The sequence below is a fragment of the Paenibacillus athensensis genome (assembly GCF_004514475.2).
GTDB lineage: Bacteria > Bacillota > Bacilli > Paenibacillales > NBRC-103111 > Paenibacillus_AL > Paenibacillus_AL athensensis.
The window spans coordinates 170,923-191,444 of record NZ_MYFO02000009.1 but is presented as its reverse complement, the minus strand read 5'-3'; the positions used below and the strand labels follow the sequence as shown (position 1 = coordinate 191,444).

The 20,522-nt window shown below is 58.3% G+C and carries 14 protein-coding genes, 1 pseudogene and 1 riboswitch; of the genes and pseudogenes, 4 read left to right on the top strand and 11 right to left on the bottom strand.

Annotated elements, in window-relative coordinates; all coding sequences use genetic code 11:
- Positions 1–107: 107 nt before the first annotated feature.
- Positions 108–1,466 carry an MATE family efflux transporter gene (locus tag B5M42_RS17135; RefSeq protein ID WP_134756825.1) on the bottom strand — a complete coding sequence of 453 codons (1,359 nt, stop codon included), beginning with the start codon at positions 1,464–1,466 and terminating at the stop codon, positions 108–110.
- A gap of 130 nt (positions 1,467–1,596) precedes the next feature.
- Here B5M42_RS17135 and B5M42_RS17130 point away from each other — a divergent pair, with 130 nt between their 5' ends.
- Positions 1,597–2,286 carry a TetR/AcrR family transcriptional regulator gene (locus B5M42_RS17130; protein ID WP_134756823.1) on the top strand — a complete coding sequence of 230 codons (690 nt, stop codon included), beginning with the start codon at positions 1,597–1,599 and terminating at the stop codon, positions 2,284–2,286.
- Positions 2,287–2,538: 252 nt separating this feature from the next.
- On the opposite strand, the gene B5M42_RS17125 is transcribed toward B5M42_RS17130, so the two are convergent.
- The 10 genes and pseudogenes from B5M42_RS17125 to B5M42_RS17080 all read right to left on the bottom strand — a co-directional run bounded on the left by B5M42_RS17125 (position 2,539) and on the right by B5M42_RS17080 (position 19,169).
- Complete coding sequence (locus tag B5M42_RS17125; protein ID WP_230632965.1) at positions 2,539–7,278, bottom strand: glycoside hydrolase family 9 protein; 4,740 nt, start codon at positions 7,276–7,278, stop codon at positions 2,539–2,541.
- A 405-nt stretch (positions 7,279–7,683) separates the two neighbouring features.
- On the bottom strand, positions 7,684–9,363 hold the full coding sequence (thiC, locus tag B5M42_RS17120; protein ID WP_230632976.1) for a phosphomethylpyrimidine synthase ThiC: 1,680 nt from the start codon (positions 9,361–9,363) through the stop codon (positions 7,684–7,686).
- A gap of 424 nt (positions 9,364–9,787) precedes the next feature.
- Complete coding sequence (gene thiE / locus B5M42_RS17115) at positions 9,788–10,459, bottom strand: thiamine phosphate synthase (protein ID WP_134757770.1); 672 nt, start codon at positions 10,457–10,459, stop codon at positions 9,788–9,790.
- A 293-nt stretch (positions 10,460–10,752) separates the two neighbouring features.
- A pseudogene (gene thiD, locus B5M42_RS17110) lies at positions 10,753–11,544 on the bottom strand (bifunctional hydroxymethylpyrimidine kinase/phosphomethylpyrimidine kinase); the annotation flags it as partial.
- A gap of 175 nt (positions 11,545–11,719) precedes the next feature.
- The gene (locus B5M42_RS17105; protein WP_134757774.1) at positions 11,720–12,487 is read right to left on the bottom strand and encodes a thiazole synthase; all 768 of its coding nucleotides are present in this window, start codon (positions 12,485–12,487) and stop codon (positions 11,720–11,722) included.
- Between the two features lie 5 nt (positions 12,488–12,492).
- Entirely contained in the window at positions 12,493–12,696 is a 204-nt protein-coding gene (gene thiS / locus B5M42_RS17100) for a sulfur carrier protein ThiS (RefSeq protein WP_134757776.1), read from the bottom strand.
- A 230-nt stretch (positions 12,697–12,926) separates the two neighbouring features.
- A complete protein-coding gene (locus tag B5M42_RS17095; protein ID WP_134757778.1) occupies positions 12,927–13,115 on the bottom strand; it encodes a hypothetical protein in 189 nt (62 codons plus the stop codon).
- Between the two features lie 340 nt (positions 13,116–13,455).
- Entirely contained in the window at positions 13,456–14,634 is a 1,179-nt protein-coding gene (gene thiO / locus B5M42_RS17090; protein WP_134757662.1) for a glycine oxidase ThiO, read from the bottom strand.
- Entirely contained in the window at positions 14,631–15,257 is a 627-nt protein-coding gene (locus tag B5M42_RS17085; RefSeq protein ID WP_134757664.1) for a thiamine phosphate synthase, read from the bottom strand. Before B5M42_RS17085 ends, thiO begins: the two co-directional genes overlap by 4 nt.
- Positions 15,258–15,367: 110 nt before the next feature.
- Positions 15,368–15,466: riboswitch (TPP riboswitch) on the bottom strand.
- 76 nt (positions 15,467–15,542) lie between these two features.
- Positions 15,543–19,169, bottom strand: a complete 3,627-nt coding sequence (locus B5M42_RS17080) for a CheR family methyltransferase (RefSeq protein WP_134757666.1) — start codon at positions 19,167–19,169, stop codon at positions 15,543–15,545.
- Between the two features lie 115 nt (positions 19,170–19,284).
- Here B5M42_RS17080 and B5M42_RS17075 point away from each other — a divergent pair, with 115 nt between their 5' ends.
- Genes B5M42_RS17075 through B5M42_RS17065 form a run of 3 tightly spaced genes read left to right on the top strand, consistent with a single transcriptional unit; the run spans position 19,285 to position 20,515 of the window.
- The gene (locus B5M42_RS17075; protein ID WP_134757668.1) at positions 19,285–19,578 is read left to right on the top strand and encodes a B12-binding domain-containing protein; all 294 of its coding nucleotides are present in this window, start codon (positions 19,285–19,287) and stop codon (positions 19,576–19,578) included.
- 45 nt (positions 19,579–19,623) lie between these two features.
- Entirely contained in the window at positions 19,624–19,923 is a 300-nt protein-coding gene (locus tag B5M42_RS17070; RefSeq protein ID WP_134757670.1) for a cobalamin B12-binding domain-containing protein, read from the top strand.
- A gap of 16 nt (positions 19,924–19,939) precedes the next feature.
- Positions 19,940–20,515, top strand: coding sequence for a hypothetical protein (locus B5M42_RS17065; protein ID WP_134757672.1), 576 nt, complete (start codon positions 19,940–19,942; stop codon positions 20,513–20,515).
- Positions 20,516–20,522 lie beyond the last annotated feature (7 nt).

The following is a 20,522-nucleotide window of genomic DNA, read 5'->3' as shown; positions in this document are numbered from 1 at the left end:
GCCATAGGGCGCGGACGCGGCGGCCCGGTCATTTTACCCGTATCATACGGCGAGGGGCCTAAGATGTCAAATTCGCCCAGCCGCAGGCGATTCGCCCTTCCCTCTGCTCAATCCGGCTGCAGCAAGCTCTCCAGATCCGGCTGCAGCCGGGTGCGCAGCACGTACAGCATCACGGCCCCGACCAGAAACGCAACAGCGTCGGCAATGACGAGCGACCACACCACCCCGTGGAAGCCATGCAGCCGATTGGCGATAAAAAGCACCGGAATCAGCGTAATTCCTTGAATAACGGACATAATAAACGCGGCAGTCCCTTGCGCCGTCGCTTGAAAAATCCCCGTAAACAACGACGTCATCCCTGTAATAAACAAGGACAGGAACGTCACATGCAAAATATAGCTGCCCATTTCAATCAATTGCGGGTCGTTCGTAAACAGCCCGATCAATCGGTCCGAAATGAGATACACAACGATGCCGAACACGACGGCTAACGCCACAATCGTTTTGATCGTAAACGAAATCGTCATCTTCATGCGCAATTTATTCGCCGTAAACGAGAACGCAATCAACGGCACGACGCCTTCGCACAGCCCCATCAGCACAAATTCGGGAAATTGCAGCAGCCGCGATGAAATCCCGTACCCCGCCACCGCCTGCTCGCCATATTCGACAAGAAAATGGTTAAAAATAAGCGACATCGCTCCCAGAAAGATGCTCATAATAAAAACGGGAACGCCGATTTTGAAAACATTACTCACAATAGCTTTACTGATCTTGAACCAAGTGACGGAGACGGTCAAAAAAGGACTCTTCACGCCCAAATGGAAGGCGTAGAAGGCACACGCAACCAGATTCGCGACCACGGTCGCCGACGCCACACCAATCACGCCCCAATGAAACACGAAAATCACCAGCGCATCCAGCGCAATATTGACGATCACGCTCAGCATCATGCCGAGCATGGACGTTACGGCCGAGCCTTCGGCGCGCACGATATTTTCCAAGGTAAAAAACAAAACGACCACCGGCGAGCCGATCAACATGACCGTGACATAGTCCTTCGTGAATCCGAACGATTCCGGCGTAGCCCCCAGTCCATGCACAATCGGATCAATTAAGGGCAGGCCCACGGCCATCACCACTACGCCTAATACGAGACTGCTGTAAAAAGCAAACGAGGACACGTGCTTGACCTCATCGTAGTTTTTCTCTCCCAGCAAACGGGAGATAAACGCACCCCCGCCAATGCCGATCAGATTGCCGAGCGCCATAATGCCGGCAAATAGCGGCAAGGTCAACGCAAGCGCAGACAGCATCGCTGTATTGTTCAAAGTGCCAAGAAAGTAAGCATTCAAAATGGAATAAATCACGCTCATCGATGTGCCCAACATCATCGGCACCGCAAAATGCGCTACAGCTTTGGCAATCGACGCTTTTTCAAAGTAATGGAGATTGGCGTTTTCCATGCGGTTCCCTTCTTTCCTTTTCGTTTTAAACTAACAGTGTAAGATTGAACCTTACAGTGTAAGATGATATCATGAATACATGGACCTGTAAAGCAAAAACTTACACTGTTAGATAAAAGGGCGGATACGGATGAAAAAGCAACAACCGCAAATTTCAGAGGATACGATTTTGGAGGCTTCGTGGGCGCTACTCGGCGAGGAAGGCATCGAGAAATTCAGCCTGCGGCGCTTGGCCGACCGGCTTGGTATTCAAGCCCCCTCCCTCTATTGGTATTTCAAAAGCAAGCAGCACCTCTATCAGCGCCTGGCCAATCAGGTGTCAAAAATTATCCTGGAGGAATTCCATGCCGACGGCGACTGGAAGGAGCAACTGGCCGTGCTGGCGGCAACCGTGCGGAACGTGCTGCGCCGCTATCCCTGCTCTACGCAGTTGATGATGATGACCCTGCCCCACGAGCCGGACATTATCCGGTTTACCAACCGCATGCTGCTCTGTGTGGAAGAGACGCCGCTGGAGCAGGATCAGAAGATGCAGGTGGTGACCACACTGGTGAACTTTGTTTTCTACTTCGTTCTCGACGACTATCAGCATGAGCGTAATGTGTCGGCGGTGCTGGAGGCGCAAGAGGCGCTGCCGGGCGAGGGGCTGCTTCAGGTTCTCGACGCCATGAGCGAAGCGGATGCCGGGCTCTTCCGAAGAATGTTCACCAACAATCTGTTCGAGCTGATGGGCAGCGATACAGCGTTTGAATTCGGCTTGAAGGTAATTTTGCTGGGCATCGAGCAAGTGATCAAGGAGCAGGAAAAACAGGAAGAGTAACACCGCTTTAAAAGGCCGCTGCCAGCCCCCTGCATGTTAAAAGACGCCCAAAACCGCCAAATAAGCCGAAGTGGTTTCGCAGAGCCATCTCGTCCTGTCATCAAACGGCTTCCGATCAGCCCCCATGCAGCTTTTGTGCCGGAACAGCCTGTTCGGGCATGAAAAAGCGAGGCTTCTCCAACAGACCGTTTACACCGTCTGCAAGGAAAAACCCCGCTTTTTTTAGTTACCTATAATCGCTTTGCTTCTGAATTAAGGAGCCGTGCCCCAAAGAATGACATTGGACGCATTCAGCAGCGTGACCTTATTCCAGTCCGTCAGCGTTGTTTTGGATGGATCGAAGGAGTAATCTCCCGCTTCCGTGAAGTTCGACCAATCGCCTTTATGCAGGCGGATTTGAACATTGCCGCTAACCGTGCCGGCAGGAACCTGACCCATACCGGAGGCAAAACCGATCTCCACGTAATGGGTTGCACCCGACACCGGCGTAGCTAACGCCACAACTTGCCGTGTGACATTTCCGCATTGGTTGGTGCTGCTGTCCGAAGCCCAGTCGCAGAAAAGATTAAAGGTTGTGGCGCCGTCACTTGTAAAGTAGTAGCGGATTTTGTAATCGCTGAAGTTCACAGGAGCAGTGCCGTTGTTTTTGATCGATACCACAAATTGAATCTGGTTGTTAACCGAAATGGTATCCATCGCCCGGTATTGTACAGCCAGGCTGGTTGCAGTCGCATTCGGCGTAGCGCTCGCTTGTGGCGAGTTGCCGCTGGAGCCGGCGCTATTCGTTGCTTTTACTACATAATAGTAAGTGACTCCATTCGTTACAGTCGTATCGGTAAACGACGTTGCCGATATACCTGTGCCAGCCGAAAGCGCAGTATAACCGCTGCCGTTGGTTGTACTCCGGTAAACCGTGTAGCTGGTAGCATTGGTAGAAGCCGGCCAGCTCAAGGCCACGCTGCCGTTGCCGCCTGTTGCTGTAAGAGAAGCAGGAGCGGCTGGAATGCTTGGCGTGCTCGGTTCGGTTCCCCAAACCAGTTGTCCTTGATAATACAAAGCTACCTTGTTATTCGCAGCAAAGCTGTATTGATTCGGCAGGTACGAGTAGTCGTCGGCTTCACTGTAATTCGTCCAATCGACTTTGTTGACGCGGCCCTGAATTTCACCGCTGTTTGCGCCTGCAGCCAGCGTGGGTCCCGGTTTGAAGCCAATTTCCATATAGGTGTCGGCTCCTGTGACGGATGGACTCCACGGGTACGTTGCGCCAAGCACATTGCTCGTATTGACTACAGGAGCATAGTCGCTTGTAAAAGTCTCCGCCGTCGTCGTGCCCTTGGTGTACCAGTAGCGGATCTTCAGATCGGAATAGTTAACGGCCGGTGAACCTGCTGCACTTGTATTGGTAATGCGGAAGAAGGCGTGTACCTTATTATCCGTGGCATTACCGTCCGTATCGCGGTGGTATTCCAGCGTAAACGTAGGTGTGGAGCCGCCTGCCGGCGTCACGCAGACAACGTTCGAGGTCGTCGTGGACGAGCCGTTCGTCGCGACAACGCGATAGCAATACGTCGTGCCGTTCGTCAGGCCGCTAGCGTTAAAGCTCAGCGATGTTGTGCCGACTGCGCCCGTCACATTCGAGAAGGTGCCTGTCGAGGTCGGCGACGTTTGCAGCGTATAGCTCGTGGCTCCCGTCGCTGCCGTCCAGCTGATGCTGGCCGAGGCATTGCCTGCCGTTGCACTCAACGTGCTTGTGCCGAGCGGTGCCGTCGGCGTCACGCAGACGACGTTCGAGGTCGTCGTGGACGAGCCGTTCGTCGCGACAACGCGGTAGCAATACGTCGTGCCGTTCGTTAGGCCGCTTGCGTTGAAGCTCAACGACGTTGTGCCGACTGCGCCCGTCACATTCGAGAAAGTGCCTGTCGAGGTCGGCGACGTTTGCAGCGTGTAGCTTGTGGCTCCCGTCGCTGCCGTCCAGCTGATGCTGGCCGAAGCGTTGCCTGCCGTTGCACTCAACGTGCTTGTGCCGAGCGGTGCCGTCGGCGTCACGCAGACGACGTTCGAGGTCGTCGTGGACGAGCCGTTCGTCGCGATAACGCGATAGCAATACGTCGTGCCGTTCGTCAGGCCGCTTGCGTTAAAGCTCAGCGACGTTGTGCCGACTGCGCCCGTCACATTCGAGAAGGTGCCTGTCGAGGTCGGCGACGTTTGCAGCGTATAGCTTGTAGCTCCCGTCGCTGCCGTCCAGCTGATGCTGGCCGAGGCATTGCCTGCCGTTGCGCTCAACGTGCTTGTGCCCAGCGACACTGTCGGCGTCACGCAGACGACGTTCGAGGTCGTCGTGGACGAACCGTTCGTTGCGACAACGCGGTAGCAATACGTCGTGCCGTTCGTCAGGCCGCTAGCGTTAAAGCTCAGCGACGTTGTGCCGACTGCGCCCGATACATTCGAGAAAGTGCCTGTCGATGTCGGCGACGTTTGCAGCGTATAGCTCGTGGCTCCCGTCGCTGCCGTCCAGCTAATGCTGGCCGAGGCGTTGCCTGCCGTTGCGCTCAGCGTGCTTGTGCCCAACGACACCGTCGGCGTCACGCAGACGACGTTCGAGGTCGTCGTGGACGAGCCGTTCGTCGCGACAACGCGATAGCAATACGTCGTGCCGTTCGTCAAGCCGCTTGCGTTGAAGCTCAACGACGTTGTGCCGACTGCGCCCGTCACATTCGAGAAAGTGCCTGTCGATGTCGGCGACGTTTGCAGCGTATAGCTTGTGGCTCCCGTCGCTGCCGTCCAGCTGATGCTGGCCGAGGCGTTGCCTGCCGTTGCGCTCAGCGTGCTCGTGCCGAGCGTAGAGCCGGTCAGATAGCTTTTGTTGGCATTCATGTAGGTAGCCACCCAAGCCAGCGGCGCGTTCCAGTTAATCGTATTTTCCTTGGAAGCAAACGCTTGAACGTTGCCGTCCGTGCCGTAGCCGGCATACGTTTTGGCTGGAGGCAGACCTGAAGGCGTTACGCCGTCGCCATTGGAAGCATTGTTCGGACCGCCGGCCAACCAACCCTTCGGATAAGGAATATTATCGAAGTGATACAGATTGTAAGCTAAGCGGTCATGCGTTACTTTTTCATAGAATTGGCCGTAGCCTGTAATGAAGGAAATATTCAATGCGTTCGTACCCATCAGGTAATCCATCGCCTGATACATACCCTTGAGGTATTTCAGGTCCGGCGTTCCGCGTTTTTTGGTAATTTCGAACGCATGGCCCAGCATGATCATTTTGTTGACCACCAGCGCATTGGAGCCCCAGTCGTATTCGTAACGGTTAGCCCCGGCATTCCAGATCGGCGCAAGCGGCGTCGGGTAGCCTTCGCTGGCAATCGTCGTCAATTGCGTGTCGGCAAAGCTCAATACGTTATTTTCAATCGATGTAATGTCAGCAGCCGGCAAATCGTTTGGCACGGTGATCAGGGACAAGGAGCCGGACGGACCGCTGGATTGCCAGTCGAACAGCGCCACCTTTTTATACTCCGAGCCCGCGCCGGTGACAGCGCTCTTGTAGGTAGCTTTGTTGGCATCGCCGAGCTTATGTGCGGTCAAATACATTTCAACCGCCGCTGCGTACTTATCGTCTGTAATGACGGCATCCGGGTAGTCGCCGCCACCGGGCGATTCAAATTGCCGCGAATTCGGATCTCCGGCCGGATGATCGACCTGATTGCGGATGATCGTCGGCAACGTCGTAGCGCGCTGCCAAGCATCCTTGGCCGTGGCCCAATATTTTTGCGCATCCAATTGCGTCGTAGCATCGGTGCTGGCAGAAAGCGTCCGCGCCAATTGAGCGGCAACGCGCGCTACCGCATAGGTCGCTGCAGTGGAAGGCGGCTGGGCGTAACGCAGCGTATTTCGGGTTTGTCCGATCGGCAGCGCGCCGTTCAGGATGTAATCATTCATTTTATTTTCAAAATGGACGAGTCCCTCGATATTCGAAGCAAAAATCTGCGATGGATTGCCGGTGCCATTGGCTACATTCCAGTTGTAGAACGTATCCTTCTTCACCGACCAGGAATCCTGCCACCACGGGTCAATGCCCGGGCGAATGCCGAAGTCGTCGTTGGTGATTTTATGGGAAGCAAGCAGCGACGTATTCGTCGGCAGCATCCCCCGCAAATAAGTCGAACCGAAGTTGACTTCATCCAGCAAGTCCGACACGCCGTTCGTTTTCTCCGCAGGAGACACGTTTAAGGAGTTGTTCGGAAGCACCGTCGGGTCCACTTCATACAAATTCAGCAACGTCCAAGCCGAAATCGCGTGATTGACCGGATACGTACCGAAATCGCCCGCATCGGCCCAAGCGTTTTTCACATTCAGCTTCTCGCCGCCGCACCAGTCAGCCGGAATCGTAGACGGGTAAATCGGTCCGTCAAAGCTATCGTTTCCGCGCGGATAATAGCAGGAAATCGCCGTATTCCAATCGTGAATCGCTTTGCGGTAATAAGGCGTGCCGGAGAAGCCGTCCAGGTCCGCACCGAGACGATGAAAATAAAAATACCCCATCGCATCCTTAGGCAAATTCGGATAAATGTCGTTAGCCACGACAAAATTAACGCTAACGCCGCCCGTAGTCAGCGCCGGAACCTCGACGCGATACGTGCCCAGCGCCGTGACATCCGAGAAATCCGCTTTGTGCACGAAGTCGCCGGAAGCGTTGTCCAGCCCTTTTACCGTCGTTGTTCCTGTTTTGACCGCCAGATTCGTGGTCGTGTTAATGACCTTAAAGGTTGTGCCCGACGTCATCGTCGCAGGCGTGACAATCGTCGCTACCTTGTTGGCCAGCGGCAAATAGCCGATCTGGTTCACCAGTACCTTGCTCGTACCAAAATCCGCAGAAGCCGTGCCCGCGACTGCAAAAGGCAGCGCCAACACCAGCATCAGCACAAGCGCCAACCCCTTTGTCCCCCATCCTTTGCGCCAGATGCCGCGCGGTCGGGTCCATGAAGCTTTCATCAATGATCTCTCCTTTTAAATGAAATGATTCCTCTTGCCTTCAGAAAAGGTTCCCCCACAAGCCTGCCTCACACTCTCGCGCCGTCATGCCCCGATAACCGTCACCTCCCCAAGCTTGATCTCGTATGTACAAAAACTCATGAATAAACGTGAAAGCACCATGTGAACATAAGCTTTTGCAGCATACTTCTCTTGGAAAATAAAAGATAGGAAAACGTTTTCCTATCCATCATATCCAGTTGTCACCATCGTGGGTAGGGTGAAAAAATATCACCTGCGTTCCGCCCCCCTTGTCCGCCTCTGCATCTGATGAAGCTTGCCGGCAGGGAGTAGTGAAACAAACAAAAGCGCCCCTGCCGCAATCGGCAAAGACGCTTTATCGGTACCGGGAGCAGTCGCTCCGGCCTAGCTATAAATTTGGCTCCCCGCCTCGCGGAACTCGCGGGCCTTCTCCTCCATGCCGCTTTGCAGCGCCTTTTCTTCTTCCAGTCCCTGCTGGTGCGCGTATTGGCGAATATCCTGCGTAATGCGCATGCTGCAAAACTTCGGTCCGCACATCGAGCAAAAATGCGCCGTTTTCGCGCCTTCGGCCGGCAGCGTCTCGTCATGGTATTCGATCGCCCGCTCGGGATCAAGCGACAGATTGAACTGATCGCGCCAGCGAAACTCAAACCGCGCCTTGGACAAGGCATTGTCACGCACCTGCGCGCCCGGATGGCCTTTGGCGAGGTCAGCGGCATGGGCGGCGATTTTGTAGGTGATGACGCCTTCGCGCACGTCGTTTTTGTTCGGCAAGCCCAGATGCTCCTTTGGCGTCACGTAACATAGCATCGCCGTACCGAACCAGCCGATCATCGCTGCGCCAATCGCCGACGTAATGTGGTCGTAGCCCGGGGCAATATCGGTCGTCAGCGGCCCGAGCGTGTAAAACGGCGCTTCCTGACACACCTCCAGCTGGCGGTCCATATTTTCCTTGATCATATGCATCGGCACATGGCCCGGCCCCTCGATCATCACCTGCACATCGTGCTTCCAAGCGATTTGCGTCAGCTCGCCCAACGTCGCAAGCTCGGCAAACTGCGCTTCGTCATTCGCATCGGCAATCGAACCCGGACGCAAGCCGTCACCCAGCGAAAACGCCACATCGTACGCCTTCATAATTTCGCAAATGTCCTCGAAATGCGTGTACAGAAAATTTTCCTTATGATGCGCCAGACACCAAGCCGCCATAATCGAGCCGCCACGCGACACGATCCCCGTCACCCGCTTCGCCGTCAAAGGCACATAACGCAGCAGCACCCCGGCATGAATCGTAAAATAACTGACGCCCTGCTCGGCCTGCTCAATCAGCGTATCGCGATAGACCTCCCAGGTCAGGTCCTCGGCTTTGCCGTTGACCTTCTCCAGCGCCTGATATAAAGGCACCGTACCGACAGGCACCGGCGAGTTGCGGATGATCCATTCGCGGGTGGTGTGGATGTTTTTGCCCGTCGACAGGTCCATAATCGTGTCTGCGCCCCAGCGGGTCGCCCACGTCATTTTTTCCACCTCTTCCTCAATGGAGGAAGCCACGGCGGAATTGCCGATATTGGCATTGATTTTGACCAAAAAGTTGCGGCCGATAATCATCGGTTCGCTTTCCGGGTGATTGATGTTCGACGGAATGATCGCCCGGCCCCGCGCCACCTCGTCACGCACAAACTCCGGCTGCACATTCTCGCGGATTGCGATGTATTCCATCTCCGGCGTAATGATGCCGTTGCGGGCATAGTGCATTTGCGTCACGTTGCGCCCAGACTTGGCCCGCAGCGGATGGCGGTGCAGACCGGGGAACACCTCGGCGGCTCCTTTCGCTCCCGGGCCGGACAAGCCGTTGTCTTCCGGCTTCACCTCGCGGCCTTCGTAGTTCTCCACATCGCCACGCTCAATAATCCAGGCCAGCCGATTCGCCGGCAGCCCTTTGCGGATATCCGTTGCTTGCTCCTGATCCGTATATAAGCCGCTCGTATCGTACACGCGCACCGGCTCGTTCACTTCCTCCTCGCCCATCAGGTTCGTCGACGGACTCAAAGCGATTTCGCGCATCGGCACGCGGATATCCGGCCGCGAGCCCTCCACATAAACCTTGCGGCTGCCGGGAAAAGACGAGGTTTGCACTTCTTGCGTTTGCTGATTCGTTGTCAAGGAAATCCCTCCGTATCGTTCATGAAATTGCAGCCAAACTGCGGCTTGTTTTGTAGTAGTATTGTTAAGAACTACTTTGTTGGAAAGTAAGGTGTTCCGTGAAGGAAGCATGATGACAGCTACAACCAAGGGAAAGTGAGGCTTAGTGATTCCACAACATGCCCGCCCCCCGGCGCTGGCTGTACAGCGGCAGTCAGACTTGGGCAGGAGGGCAGAGCGCCTGCAACGGATAGGGCCTGCAGCGGGCGGCTGTCGGCCGGTACAACTGACCAACTCCTATTGTGACAGGCACTAACAGGACGCCGGACGCGCGCTCCGCGCAGCGTCACCGCTGGCGCAACGCGCCCAGCACCGCCGCCGTCGCGCGGCTCAGCTCCGCTGCCGCCGCCCGCGGATCGCGCGCTGCCGCGATCGCGCTCACCACGGCTGCGCCGTCGGCTCCCGCCGCCAGCACGGCGGCGGCGTTCCCGGCATCGATGCCCCCGATGCCGACCAAAGGCGCGCGGATGCCGGCAGCCCGCATCCGCGCCAGCCCTGCGGGCCCTTGCACCTCACGCGCATCAAGCTTCGTGCGCGTGGCGTACATGGGCCCGACGCCCAAATAATCGGCGCCTGCGGCCAACGCCGATTCCGCCTCGGCCTGATTGTGGGCAGACACGCCCACGATCAGGCCGGACGTCCGCCGCCGCACCTGCACGGCGGCTTCGTCTTCTTGGCCGATGTGCACCCCATCGGCCCCCAGCTCCAGCGCGAGCCCCACATCGTCGTTGACGATGAACGGGACGCCGCGCTGATCGCACAGGCGGCGCAGCTCGCCGCCTAAGGCCCGCCGGGCCGCGCCTTGCAGCGCCCCGGGGCCTTTTTCGCGGAATTGCACCATCGTGACGCCGCCGTCCAGCGCAGCCGCCAGCACCTGCACGGGGTCCCGTCCCGCGCAGTTCGGACTGCCCAGCACCACATACAAGCGCAACGCTGCGCGCAGCTGCCCGGGGCTCATGACAACCCCTCACGGCTGGAGTAACCGGCCGCGCTAGCGGGGTTCGCATCGGCGTCCGCACGTTCGTCTACATTACGGCTCATGCCTGCACTTGCTGCGCCTGCGCCTGCACTCGCACTTGCACTCACGCCTGCGCTCCTAACCGCACCCGTACCAGCCGCCGCCTCTACTCGCCCGGCCCAAGCACTTGCATCGGCATCTGCTTCAGCGCTCCCATACGCCTGCGCCCCATTACGCCCGGCCGCCCCGCCGCCATCCACGCCAAACCCGTCGCTTCGCGCCGCAGCCTGCCACCGGTACGCCCAGTGATTCGTCGGCCCGTGACCGCCGCCCAGCTCAAGCGGCTCCGCCAACGCCGCCTGCACAAAACGCTTCGCCAGCCCGACCGCTTCCGCCACCGTCTGCCCGCGGGCCAGGCCCGCCGCCGCCGCCGCCGCAAACGTGCAGCCCGTCCCGTGCGTGTGCCGCGTCGCCAACCGCGGACCCGTGAACGTCACAAAACGTTCCCCATCATACAAAAGATCCGTCGACTGCGCCGCATCCCCTTCGTCATGGCCACCCTTGATCACCACACAGGCAGCGCCATACGCATGTATGCGCAGCGCAGCCGATCGGCGCGAAGCGTCGTCGGTAATCCGCAGCCCGCTAAGCGCCTCCGCTTCCGGCAAATTCGGCGTAACCAGCGCCGCCAGCGGCAGCAGACACCCGATCAGCGCAGCCACAGCCTCCGGACGCAGCAGCGCCGCACCGCCCTTGGCCAGCATCACCGGATCGATCACCAGCCGCCCCCAGCCGTAGCGCCGAACCGCTTCAGCCGTCACGCGAATCAAATCGCCGTCGTGCAGCATCCCCGTTTTCAGCGCATCCGGCGGCAAATCCTCGCCCAACGCCCAAAGCTGCCGCTCAACCGCATCGACCGACAGCGGATACACCCCATGCACGCCAAGCGTATTTTGCGCGGTAACCGCCGTTACGACCGACATGCCGTACACGCCCAGCTCCTGAAACGTTTTGAGATCAGCCTGCAGCCCCGCGCCGCCGCCGCTGTCCGAGCCCGCAATCGTCAACGCTTTTGCCACAGCCATTACGTCATCTCCCTGTTGATCTTTGACATGTAAAAAGCAGCCCCCACAGCCGCTCGCACCTGCTCGCAGCCCAACGAAACACATCAGACACCCGTCCGCACTGACCGGACGCCCGGCTGCCTGACGCCGCACATCTTCTCACCTCTGCCCACCGGCAGACCCCGGCTCTTCCCGGCTACACCCGGCTCATGCCCTCGACCGGGCTGCTCGCCGAAGCGTAGCGCTTTTTAGGGATACGTCCCGCCTCAAAGCCGGCTCGACCGGCCTCGATCGCCAGCTTCATCGCCAGCGCCATTTTGACCGGGTCCTTGGCCCCCGACACCGCGGTATTGAGCAGCACGCCGTCCGATCCCAGCTCCATCGCCAAAGCCGCATCCGACGGCGCGCCAATGCCCGCATCGACGATCACCGGCACCGTCGCCTGCTCGATAATAAAACTCAAATTCAACGGATTCACAATCCCTTGCCCCGAGCCGATCGGCGACGCGCCCGGCATGATCGCGTGAACGCCCAGCTCCTGTAGCCGCTTGGCCAGCAGCACGTCGTCCGACGTGTACGGCAGCACGATAAACCCTTCCGCCAAAAGCATCTCCGACGCCCGCAGCGTCTCCAACGGATCGGGCAGCAGCGTCTTGTCGTCGCCGATTACCTCGACCTTGATCATGTCGCACAGCCCCGACGCCTTGGCCAGCTTGGCAATGCGCACCGCTTCCTCGGCGGTTTTGGCTCCCGCCGTATTCGGCAGCAGCGTAAACGACGCCGGATCGAGCAGCGATAAAAAATTCGGCTGACTCGCTTCAAAAATATTCATCCGGCGCACTGCAAAGGTCAAAATTTGCGCCTCGCTGACCTCCACCGCCTGCTTTTGCACCTGAAAATCCGGAAACTTCCCCGTACCCAACAGCAGCCGGGATGAAAATAAATGCGGTCCGATTTGCAGCATATCCATCAGCCTCCTCCGACAAAATGAACAATTTCGATTTTGCTGCCCGCCGGCAGCCTCGTATCCCCGTGAACATTTCTATCCAAAATCACACCGTCCAGCTCGACCACCAGCATCTTGTTGCCAAGCTGAAAATGCTCCAGCAGCTCCGTCACCGTCGCCACATGATCCGGCACCTCCAGCGCGTCCCCGTTAATCTGCAGCCTCATAAGCGCTGCCTCCTTTTGCTTTGTTTGCTGTTATTCCCCGTCTGACAGGGCGGACCTCAGCTCCGTGCATACTCTCGCTTTTTGTCGAAACCATACCGGGGTTCGGTATAGATCCATTATGTACCCAGCACAGCGCCCCCTTCGGCTCCCTTACTTTGTGAAAAATAAACCGCCGACCCGCGCCAATTCCCGCTAGTTGCTCTCCCGCCGCAAGCGTCCGCAGGTGCGTGTCACCTCCAACCCGCGCGGCTTGCGGCCAAGCCGCTTTCCGCGTCGGTTACGCTCAGGAACAGGTTCGCGCTCAGCTGCTCTGTCCGCTCCGCTACGGCCAATGCAATCTGCACTCCCTCTACGCCAGGCCGCTCCGTCGTGTGCAGACATGCTACGGTGCGGTCTCGGCTTGTTATTCCGCCCGGCACACCGGGCAAGCTCCGTTTACACTCCACTCAGCACTACATCGCACCTAACTCCCGCCACTTTCGCCCGCGTCCAACCTACACGCCCTCGAACTCCGCCCCGCTACGACCAGCTCGGCGGTTGCCCTCCGACGCTCCGCTCCGCTACAACCGTCCCAGCGCTCGACCTCCGACGCTCCGCCCCGCTACAACCGGCTCGACGTTGGCCTCTGACGCTCCGCCCCGCTACAACCAGCTCGACGTTGGCCTCCGACACTCCGCTCCACCACAACCGGACCGGCGGTCGCCCTCCGACGCTCCGCCCAGCCACAACCGGCTCGACGGTTGCACTCCGACGCTCCGCTTAGCCAAGCGCCGCCTCCGCGCCCAACCGCTCCGCCTGGCACGCCGCGGCCCAGCTGCCCGCACCGGGCCGCTGCCGCTCCTCGCGCGCCAGCAGCTCCGCCGCCTCGGCCGGGCCGCCGGCGACCAGCGCCGCCAGCCACACGCCTGTGGCCGGCGCCAGCAAAATCCCGTTGCGGTAATGCCCCGCCGCCACGTACAGCCCCTCGTACCCCGGCACAGCGCCGAGGTACGGCAGCCCGTCTGCGCTTTGCGGGCGCAGACCGGACCATGCCCGCTCCCATTCGGCTTCGCCGATCGCGGGCAGCAGCCGCTGTGCCGTCTGCATCAAGCCGGCAATCCCGGCGAGCGACACCCGGCGGTCGTAGCTGCCGGGCTGCATCGTTGCGCCGACAACCAGCCGGCCTCCGGCCTTCGGCACGATATAGCAGCCGGGCGTGAACAACGTCCGGCGCAGCAGCCCCGGCGAGGCGAGCACCGAAAAGCACTCGCCCTTCACCGGCGCCAGCGGCAGCTCGGCTCCGATGCCGCTAAGCAGCCGGCCGCTCCACACGCCTGCGGCCGCCACCACCCGCTCGGCGTACCGCGGGCCGTCGTCGGTCAATACCCCGACGACGCGCCCCCGCTCGACGAGCAGCTCCTGCGCCTGCGCATACTCGCGCAGGCGCGCTCCGCGCAGCGCGGCTCCCGCAGCCAGCGCGCGCGCCAGCTGCGGGGCCTCTACCTGTCCGTCGGACGGCAGGTAGAGCGCCCCGCGCAGCTCCCGGCTGAGCGCAGGCTCCAGCCGGACGGCTTCGGCGGCGTCCAGCCACGCCGCCGTTTCGCCCGCGGCCCGCTGCAGCGCAGCGCGGGCCCGCAGCTCCTGCTCCTGCGCCTCGTCTACGGCGAGGTGCAGGAGCCCTTCGCGGACGAGGCCGATGCCGATGCCCGTCAGCGCCCCCAGCTCTTCCGCCAGCTGCGGGAAGAGCGAACGGCTCCAACGGGACAGCTGGAACAGCGGTCCCGTTTCGTCCATCTCGGCTTGCGCGCCGAGCATTCCCGCGGCAGCGGCCGTCGCTTCGCCACCGAGCCGGCCGCGCTCCAGCACCGTCACCGCCAGCCCGCGTCCGGCCAGCTGATACGCGATGGAGCAGCCGATCACGCCGCCGCCGATCACAATGACGTCGTCCATTCTGCTCATCCTCTCCCTCCTGTCCCTTGCAGCGCAAGGGCATAAGTCTCTGCAGCCTGCACAGGATCGTCCGCCTCCCAGATGCCGCTCATGACGGCGACGCCGGCCGCGCCGGCCGCGCAGACGGCTGCAGCGTTCAGCGGCGTGATTCCGCCAATAGCGACCACCGGCACTCGTGTCCGCAAGGTCAACTCACGCAAGCCCTCCAGCCCGCGCGGCGGTAACCCAAGCTTGGAGTCCGTCGCATAGATATGGCCGTACAGCACGTAATCGGCGCCTTCCCGTTCGCGCTCCAGCGCTTCCTTCACGCTGTGGACCGACACGCCAATGCGCAAGCTGCCCGCATCGGTCTGCCCTGCGCGTTCCAGCTTTGGCCAATCGCCCGGCAGCTGAACGCCGCCAAGCCCCATGTCCCGCGCAACCTGCAGCCGGCCGTTCAAGTACAGCCGCTCGCCGGGCACGCCGGCCGCCAGAAGCCGCTCGGCTAACGCTTGCAGCGCCGCAGCGCTCAAATGCTTTTCCCGCACATGAATGGCCGTCACATAAGGATGAATAGCTGCTGCAATCGCCGTCAGTAATTCCATAGCTTGCCGGCCCGTAGTCACTGCATGCAATTCTCGTCGCTGCCTCATGTGCCGCCTCCTCTCCACACCGCAGGTCCGAAACAACAAAAAAACCACTTTCCCAAAGAAAAGTGGTTGTCGCTCTCTTTTCAACACATCGTCCGTACCTGTGCACGCACGCCGCCGAAAGTCCACTTTCCTCCGCTGGTATAACCCAGTTCAGGTTCAAAGGGTCCAGATTGCTCTGTCTCAGCCTTTCGGCGCCCCTAGTGATTTTCCATATGCTTCTATTCGCTTCTTATCATAGCACGATCCCAACAGCTTGCAAATACTATTTTTTCCGCCCAGGTCCGGTTAACCGCCGGCATACAAGGGCAGCGTTATGCTAACTGTGGTCCCCTTGCCCTGCTCGCTGGCAAAGGCGATCGAGCCTTGATGATTCTCGATGATTTTGCAGCTGACCATAAGGCCCAGCCCCGTCCCTTTATCCTTGGTCGAGTAAAACGGTTCGCCCAGCCGCGGCAGCTTGTTCTCCGGGATACCTACACCGTGGTCGATAATCGATACCGTTAGCTGGCGATGGCTGTCCGGCTCGATGCGTACGATAATATGGCCGCCGCCCGGCATCGCTTCAATGGCGTTTTTGAGAATGTTGATAAACACCTGCTTGAGCTGATTTTCGACGCAATGGACCTCGACGCCCGTCTCCGGCGCTTCGAATGCAATCTCGATATTGTTCATGATCGCCTGCGTATCCAGCAGCATAATCACGTCGCGGCAGATCGCAGCCACGGACTTTGCGGCAAACTCCAGCGCCTGCGGCTTGGCGAGCACCAGCAGCTCGCTGACGATTTCCTCGATGCGGTTCAGCTCCTCGCTCATGACGCGGATGTAGCTTTCATTATGAATGCCGGTCGTCAGCAGCTTCGTAAAGCCCTTGAGCGCCGTCAACGGGTTGCGAATTTCGTGCGCGATGCCCGCCGCGAGCTGTCCGATCGCCGAGAGCATTTCCGATTTGCGCAGCAGCTCCTCGCTATTGCGCCGATCCGTAATATCCTCGGCTACCTTGAGATATTGAATCGTTTTGCCCTTTTTATTTTTGATCGGCAGAATACGGACGGATTCCCAATACACCTCGCCGTTTTTCTTCTGGCTTTCCAGCTCGCCCGTCCAAATATGCCCGTTGTTCACCGTTTCCCAGATTTCCTGATACGACACCTCGCCGTTCTCCCACGTATTCAGAAAACGCAGGTTGCGGCCCATCACCTCGTCCAGCGTATAGCCGGTCAGCTTGGAGTAATGCGGGTTGACGTATTCGACCCGGCCTTCAAGATCGCTAATGACCGCAATGCTCGGGCTTTGCTCAATGGCATAGCTGAGCTTGACCAGCTCGGCGTTCGCCCGCTTCAGCTCGGTAATGTCCACGAACGTGATAACGATGCCGCTGATGAAATTGTCAGCTGTCCGATAAGGCAGGATGCGCATGCTGTACCACTTGCCGCTGGTGCTCTGCACTTCCTTTTCCAAGGGCGTGAGCGTCCGCAGCACTTTTTTTGCTTCCTTGACCAGATTTTCCGACTTGAAGTTGTGCGAGATATGGCTGATCGGACGTCCGTAATCGACGTCGAGCAGATTGATTTCCTTCGTAATCGCTGGCGTAAAGCGGCGGATGCACATATTTTTATCGAGAAAAATCGTGCCGATTTTGGTGCTGACCAGGAAGTTGTTCATGTCGTTGTTCAGCTCGGTCAGCTCTTGAATCTTGTACTGGTATTCGGTATTGACCGTCACCAGCTCCTCGTTCACCGACTGCAGCTCTTCGTTGGTGCTTTGCAGCTCCTCGTTGGCCGCCACCAGCTCTTCGTTTGTCGCCTGCAGCTCCTCGTTGGACGTCTCCAGCTCCTCGACCGTGGCCTGCAAGGTTTCCTCGGCGCGCTGCAGCTCCATCTCCAGCTCAATGACCCGCTGATTAACGTTGCTGGTAATATCGAAGGTCGTCTCGCGTACGACCTCTTCCTGAATGGCCGGCGGGACAGCAACCGGCTCGAAAATAACCAGCGCCAGCTTCTCCAGCTCCTTGCTGCGGTCAGAGAACGGCTTGATCGTCAGATTGATCGCTGCGTCCTCGCCGCCGCGGTTATGCAGCTTGATCGCTTTATAGACGACCGGCAGCTTGTCGCGCCGAACGCGCTGGAACGCCGTAGCAATCGCAACCGATAGATGCGGCTCGACCATTTTATACAGGTTCCAGCTGGGCTTGCCTCGGGCCGGCGTCAAATACGGGTTGACGTTGCCGCTCAAATGGATGATTTCATTGTTTTCGTCGATGACCATGCACGGAGGCATATGCTCGTCCACAAACACCGTATATATATCGTCTGCACGCCGAAACGTCTGCTCGTCATGAATATGCGGGTACACCTTGACCGGCTGTCGCGCCGACCGCACCTCTCGCACTTCACTCGACACGTCCATGTAGCCGGACAAATGGCTGTCCTTCAAACGCTTGTGCTGGAAAATATTCCACCTGCGGTCCACCGGCTCAAACTGGTGCGTCAGCCGGCCAATGCTTTCGCTCGGACCGAGAAACAGCACGCCCTTCGAATTCAGCACAAAATGGAACAGCGACAGCACCTTGCGCTGCATGTCCGGCTGCAAATAAATCAGCATGTTGCGGCACGTAATCAGATCCAGATTGCTGAACGGCGGGTCCTTCGTAATGTTATGCTGCGCAAACACAATCATTTTGCGCAGCTCCTTGCTAATCCGGTACGTTTCTTCGTCCTTCGTGAAATACCGCTCCAGCAGCACCGGCGGAACGCCCTTCACCGCACTTTCCGGGTAGATGCCATGCCCGGCGAATTCCACCGAATCCTTGTCAAGATCGGTGGCAAACATTTTGACCGTATATTCCTCGCCAACCTTGTCCATATATTCCCTGATCAGAATCGCCAGCGAATACGCCTCCTCGCCGGTTGAACAGCCGGCAATCCAGACACGCATCTCGCGGTCGTGCTTTTTTTGCTCAAATAGTGCCGGAAGCACTTTTTTTTCGATGATTTCAAACGCTTCCGCATCGCGGAAAAACTGCGTGACGCCAATCAGCAGATCCTTGCGCAGCGCGCCGAGCTCGCTTTTGCTTTGCGTGAGAAATTCCGTATAGCTCGCCAGCGTGCCGATGTTGCACAGCATCATGCGCCGTTCGATCCGCCGGAATACGCTATTGCGTTTATAATAATTAAAATCGATGCCGCTCGTCTGCTTGATCAGATCGAAAATCTGTTTGATATATAAATCGGTTTGATTTTTTGAGGAGAAATCCAGCTCGATCTGCGCCGACGTCGTCCGGTTTCGGCTAATGGCCAGCAGCTTGTCGGCCATTTCTCCGGGCGCCAGCACGGCATCGACATGTCCGGTCAGGCGGGCGCTCGTCGGCATGCCGTCGAATTTGGCCGTTTCCTCGTCCTGGACAAACACCAGACCGCCCGCTTCTTTAATCGCAGCAATCCCCTTGGAGCCGTCGCTGCCGGTTCCCGACAAAATGACCGCGATAGCATGCGCCCCGCGCTCCTGTGCCAGAGAATGCAAAAAAAGGTCGATCGGCAAATTGAGCCCCGCTTTCGGGACAACATCAATCAATGCCAGCCTACCTTGCTGGATGGTCATATTTTTACTCGGCGGCAATAAATAGACATGATTCGGATGGATGATCATGCCGTCTTCAGCCAATTCAATATTCATGGAAGTATGTGAAGCTAGCAACTCCGCCATAAAGCTCTTATAATGGGGAGACAAATGCTGAATAATGACAAAGCTCATGCCGCTTCGCGGATGCATATGATTGAAGAATTGCTCCAGAGCCTCCAACCCTCCGGCCGAAGCGCCGATTCCTACAATATATGCGTTATGTATCTGCCCCTCGGCGGTTTGAGCCTTATTCTTCGGTACCGCGGAGTCAGCAGCAAGTCTATGAGTGGACATTACGTTTTAACTCCTTTATACGGAAACGATTAGTTGTATTTACAATGATAGCTAAGTGCTGGTAGATAGTCAAACGAATAAATATCCAATCCTTATACAAAGGTGTGACATCCCCATGTATTCAACAGCCGAGCAGTTGTCGGGGCTTTTGCTTGCGGGGAATGCCCGAAACATCTGGGACTTCGTGCAGGAGCATATCGATGCCGGCAAGAATAGCCTGTATATCTTTGACAAGCTTTTTAGCGACGCCATGCGTCATATCGGCTACTTGTGGGAGCAGAATTGGATCACAGTTGCCGATGAGCACCTGGCTTCTGCGCTTTGCGACATGATGATCGCCCGTTACAATGCCCTGATCGAACCCGACTCTTATGCGCCGGACGCCGGAAGGCGATTTTTTTTTGCCTAGGAGGCGATTTTTTTTTGCCTGGAAGGCGAGCAGCATTAACTCGGTTTGAAAATCATCAGCTCCAGCTTTCAGGAATTCGGCTGGGAGGTCAGGTATCTGGGACCTAATCTGCCGCTGGAATACGCCGTACAATCGGCTTTGGGCTGGAAGCCGGGCGTGATCGGTCTTTCCGTGTCGATCGTCTACCATTTGCCGCAAATCACGTCTTACATCAACGAGCTGGAGAGCCTGCACCACAAACCGCTGGTTATGGTGGGCGGCCGTCTGACCGGGATGCTTAACATCGCCTACCAACATCAGCCGCTTCCCGGCCATGCCGGTTCCTTATTTATGCGTGACCCCTGAGTGGCAGGTTCTGGCGATGTCTGAGTCCGCGCAGCGCTTGTTTGCGCCGGGAACCGGCCTCGCCGACTGGCTCGACCCCGGCTCCGTCGGCAAAGCCCGGCAGTATGTGCAGCCCGGCTGCTCCGGCTTGCAGCTTGAGCTTAATTGGCCGACCGTCGACGGGCCGCTGCGCTCGTTTGAGGTGTATCAGACCTGGGAGCCGGGGGATGGGCAGACGAGCGCTGCCGTTGGCCACCTCGTGCTGATCCCGAAGCAGGAGCGCCTCTCCGACATTGAAGTTACGATTCAGGAGCTGCGTCAGCAGTTGGGCCGGCTTGAACAGACCAGCCGCAGCGAGATCGGACTGCTGTCGCCGCGCTTTGCGCTGAAGCTCGCCGAATCGGCGGCGGCTCCACAGCCGCAGAAAGCCGTTATGCCGTCTGCAGCCAACATCGGCAGCGACCAGCAGCGGGAGGCGCTCCGTTCACTGGAGCTGATCAAAGAATGGTTTGCTGTGATCCGCCCGGATTTGATTGAAGCCCATAAAGATATGTACGTGAATTTAATTCTGGAACAACTGGATCAGGTGTCCAGACAGCTGCATACAACCTGAAGCTGCG

Excerpts from the sequence above, each read along its gene's own strand:
- B5M42_RS17135 (WP_134756825.1), bottom strand. The coding sequence starts at position 1,466 with ATGGAAAACGCCAATCTCCATTACTTTGAAAAAGCGTCGATTGCCAAA.
- B5M42_RS17130 (WP_134756823.1), top strand. The coding sequence starts at position 1,597 with ATGAAAAAGCAACAACCGCAAATTTCAGAGGATACGATTTTGGAGGCT.
- B5M42_RS17125 (WP_230632965.1), bottom strand. The coding sequence starts at position 7,278 with ATGAAAGCTTCATGGACCCGACCGCGCGGCATCTGGCGCAAAGGATGG.
- thiC (WP_230632976.1), bottom strand. The coding sequence starts at position 9,363 with ATGCGCGAAATCGCTTTGAGTCCGTCGACGAACCTGATGGGCGAGGAG.
- thiE (WP_134757770.1), bottom strand. The coding sequence starts at position 10,459 with ATGAGCCCCGGGCAGCTGCGCGCAGCGTTGCGCTTGTATGTGGTGCTG.
- B5M42_RS17105 (WP_134757774.1), bottom strand. The coding sequence starts at position 12,487 with ATGCTGCAAATCGGACCGCATTTATTTTCATCCCGGCTGCTGTTGGGT.
- thiS (WP_134757776.1), bottom strand. The coding sequence starts at position 12,696 with ATGAGGCTGCAGATTAACGGGGACGCGCTGGAGGTGCCGGATCATGTG.
- thiO (WP_134757662.1), bottom strand. The coding sequence starts at position 14,634 with ATGAGCAGAATGGACGACGTCATTGTGATCGGCGGCGGCGTGATCGGC.
- B5M42_RS17085 (WP_134757664.1), bottom strand. The coding sequence starts at position 15,257 with ATGAGGCAGCGACGAGAATTGCATGCAGTGACTACGGGCCGGCAAGCT.
- B5M42_RS17080 (WP_134757666.1), bottom strand. The coding sequence starts at position 19,169 with ATGTCCACTCATAGACTTGCTGCTGACTCCGCGGTACCGAAGAATAAG.
- B5M42_RS17075 (WP_134757668.1), top strand. The coding sequence starts at position 19,285 with ATGTATTCAACAGCCGAGCAGTTGTCGGGGCTTTTGCTTGCGGGGAAT.
- B5M42_RS17065 (WP_134757672.1), top strand. The coding sequence starts at position 19,940 with ATGTCTGAGTCCGCGCAGCGCTTGTTTGCGCCGGGAACCGGCCTCGCC.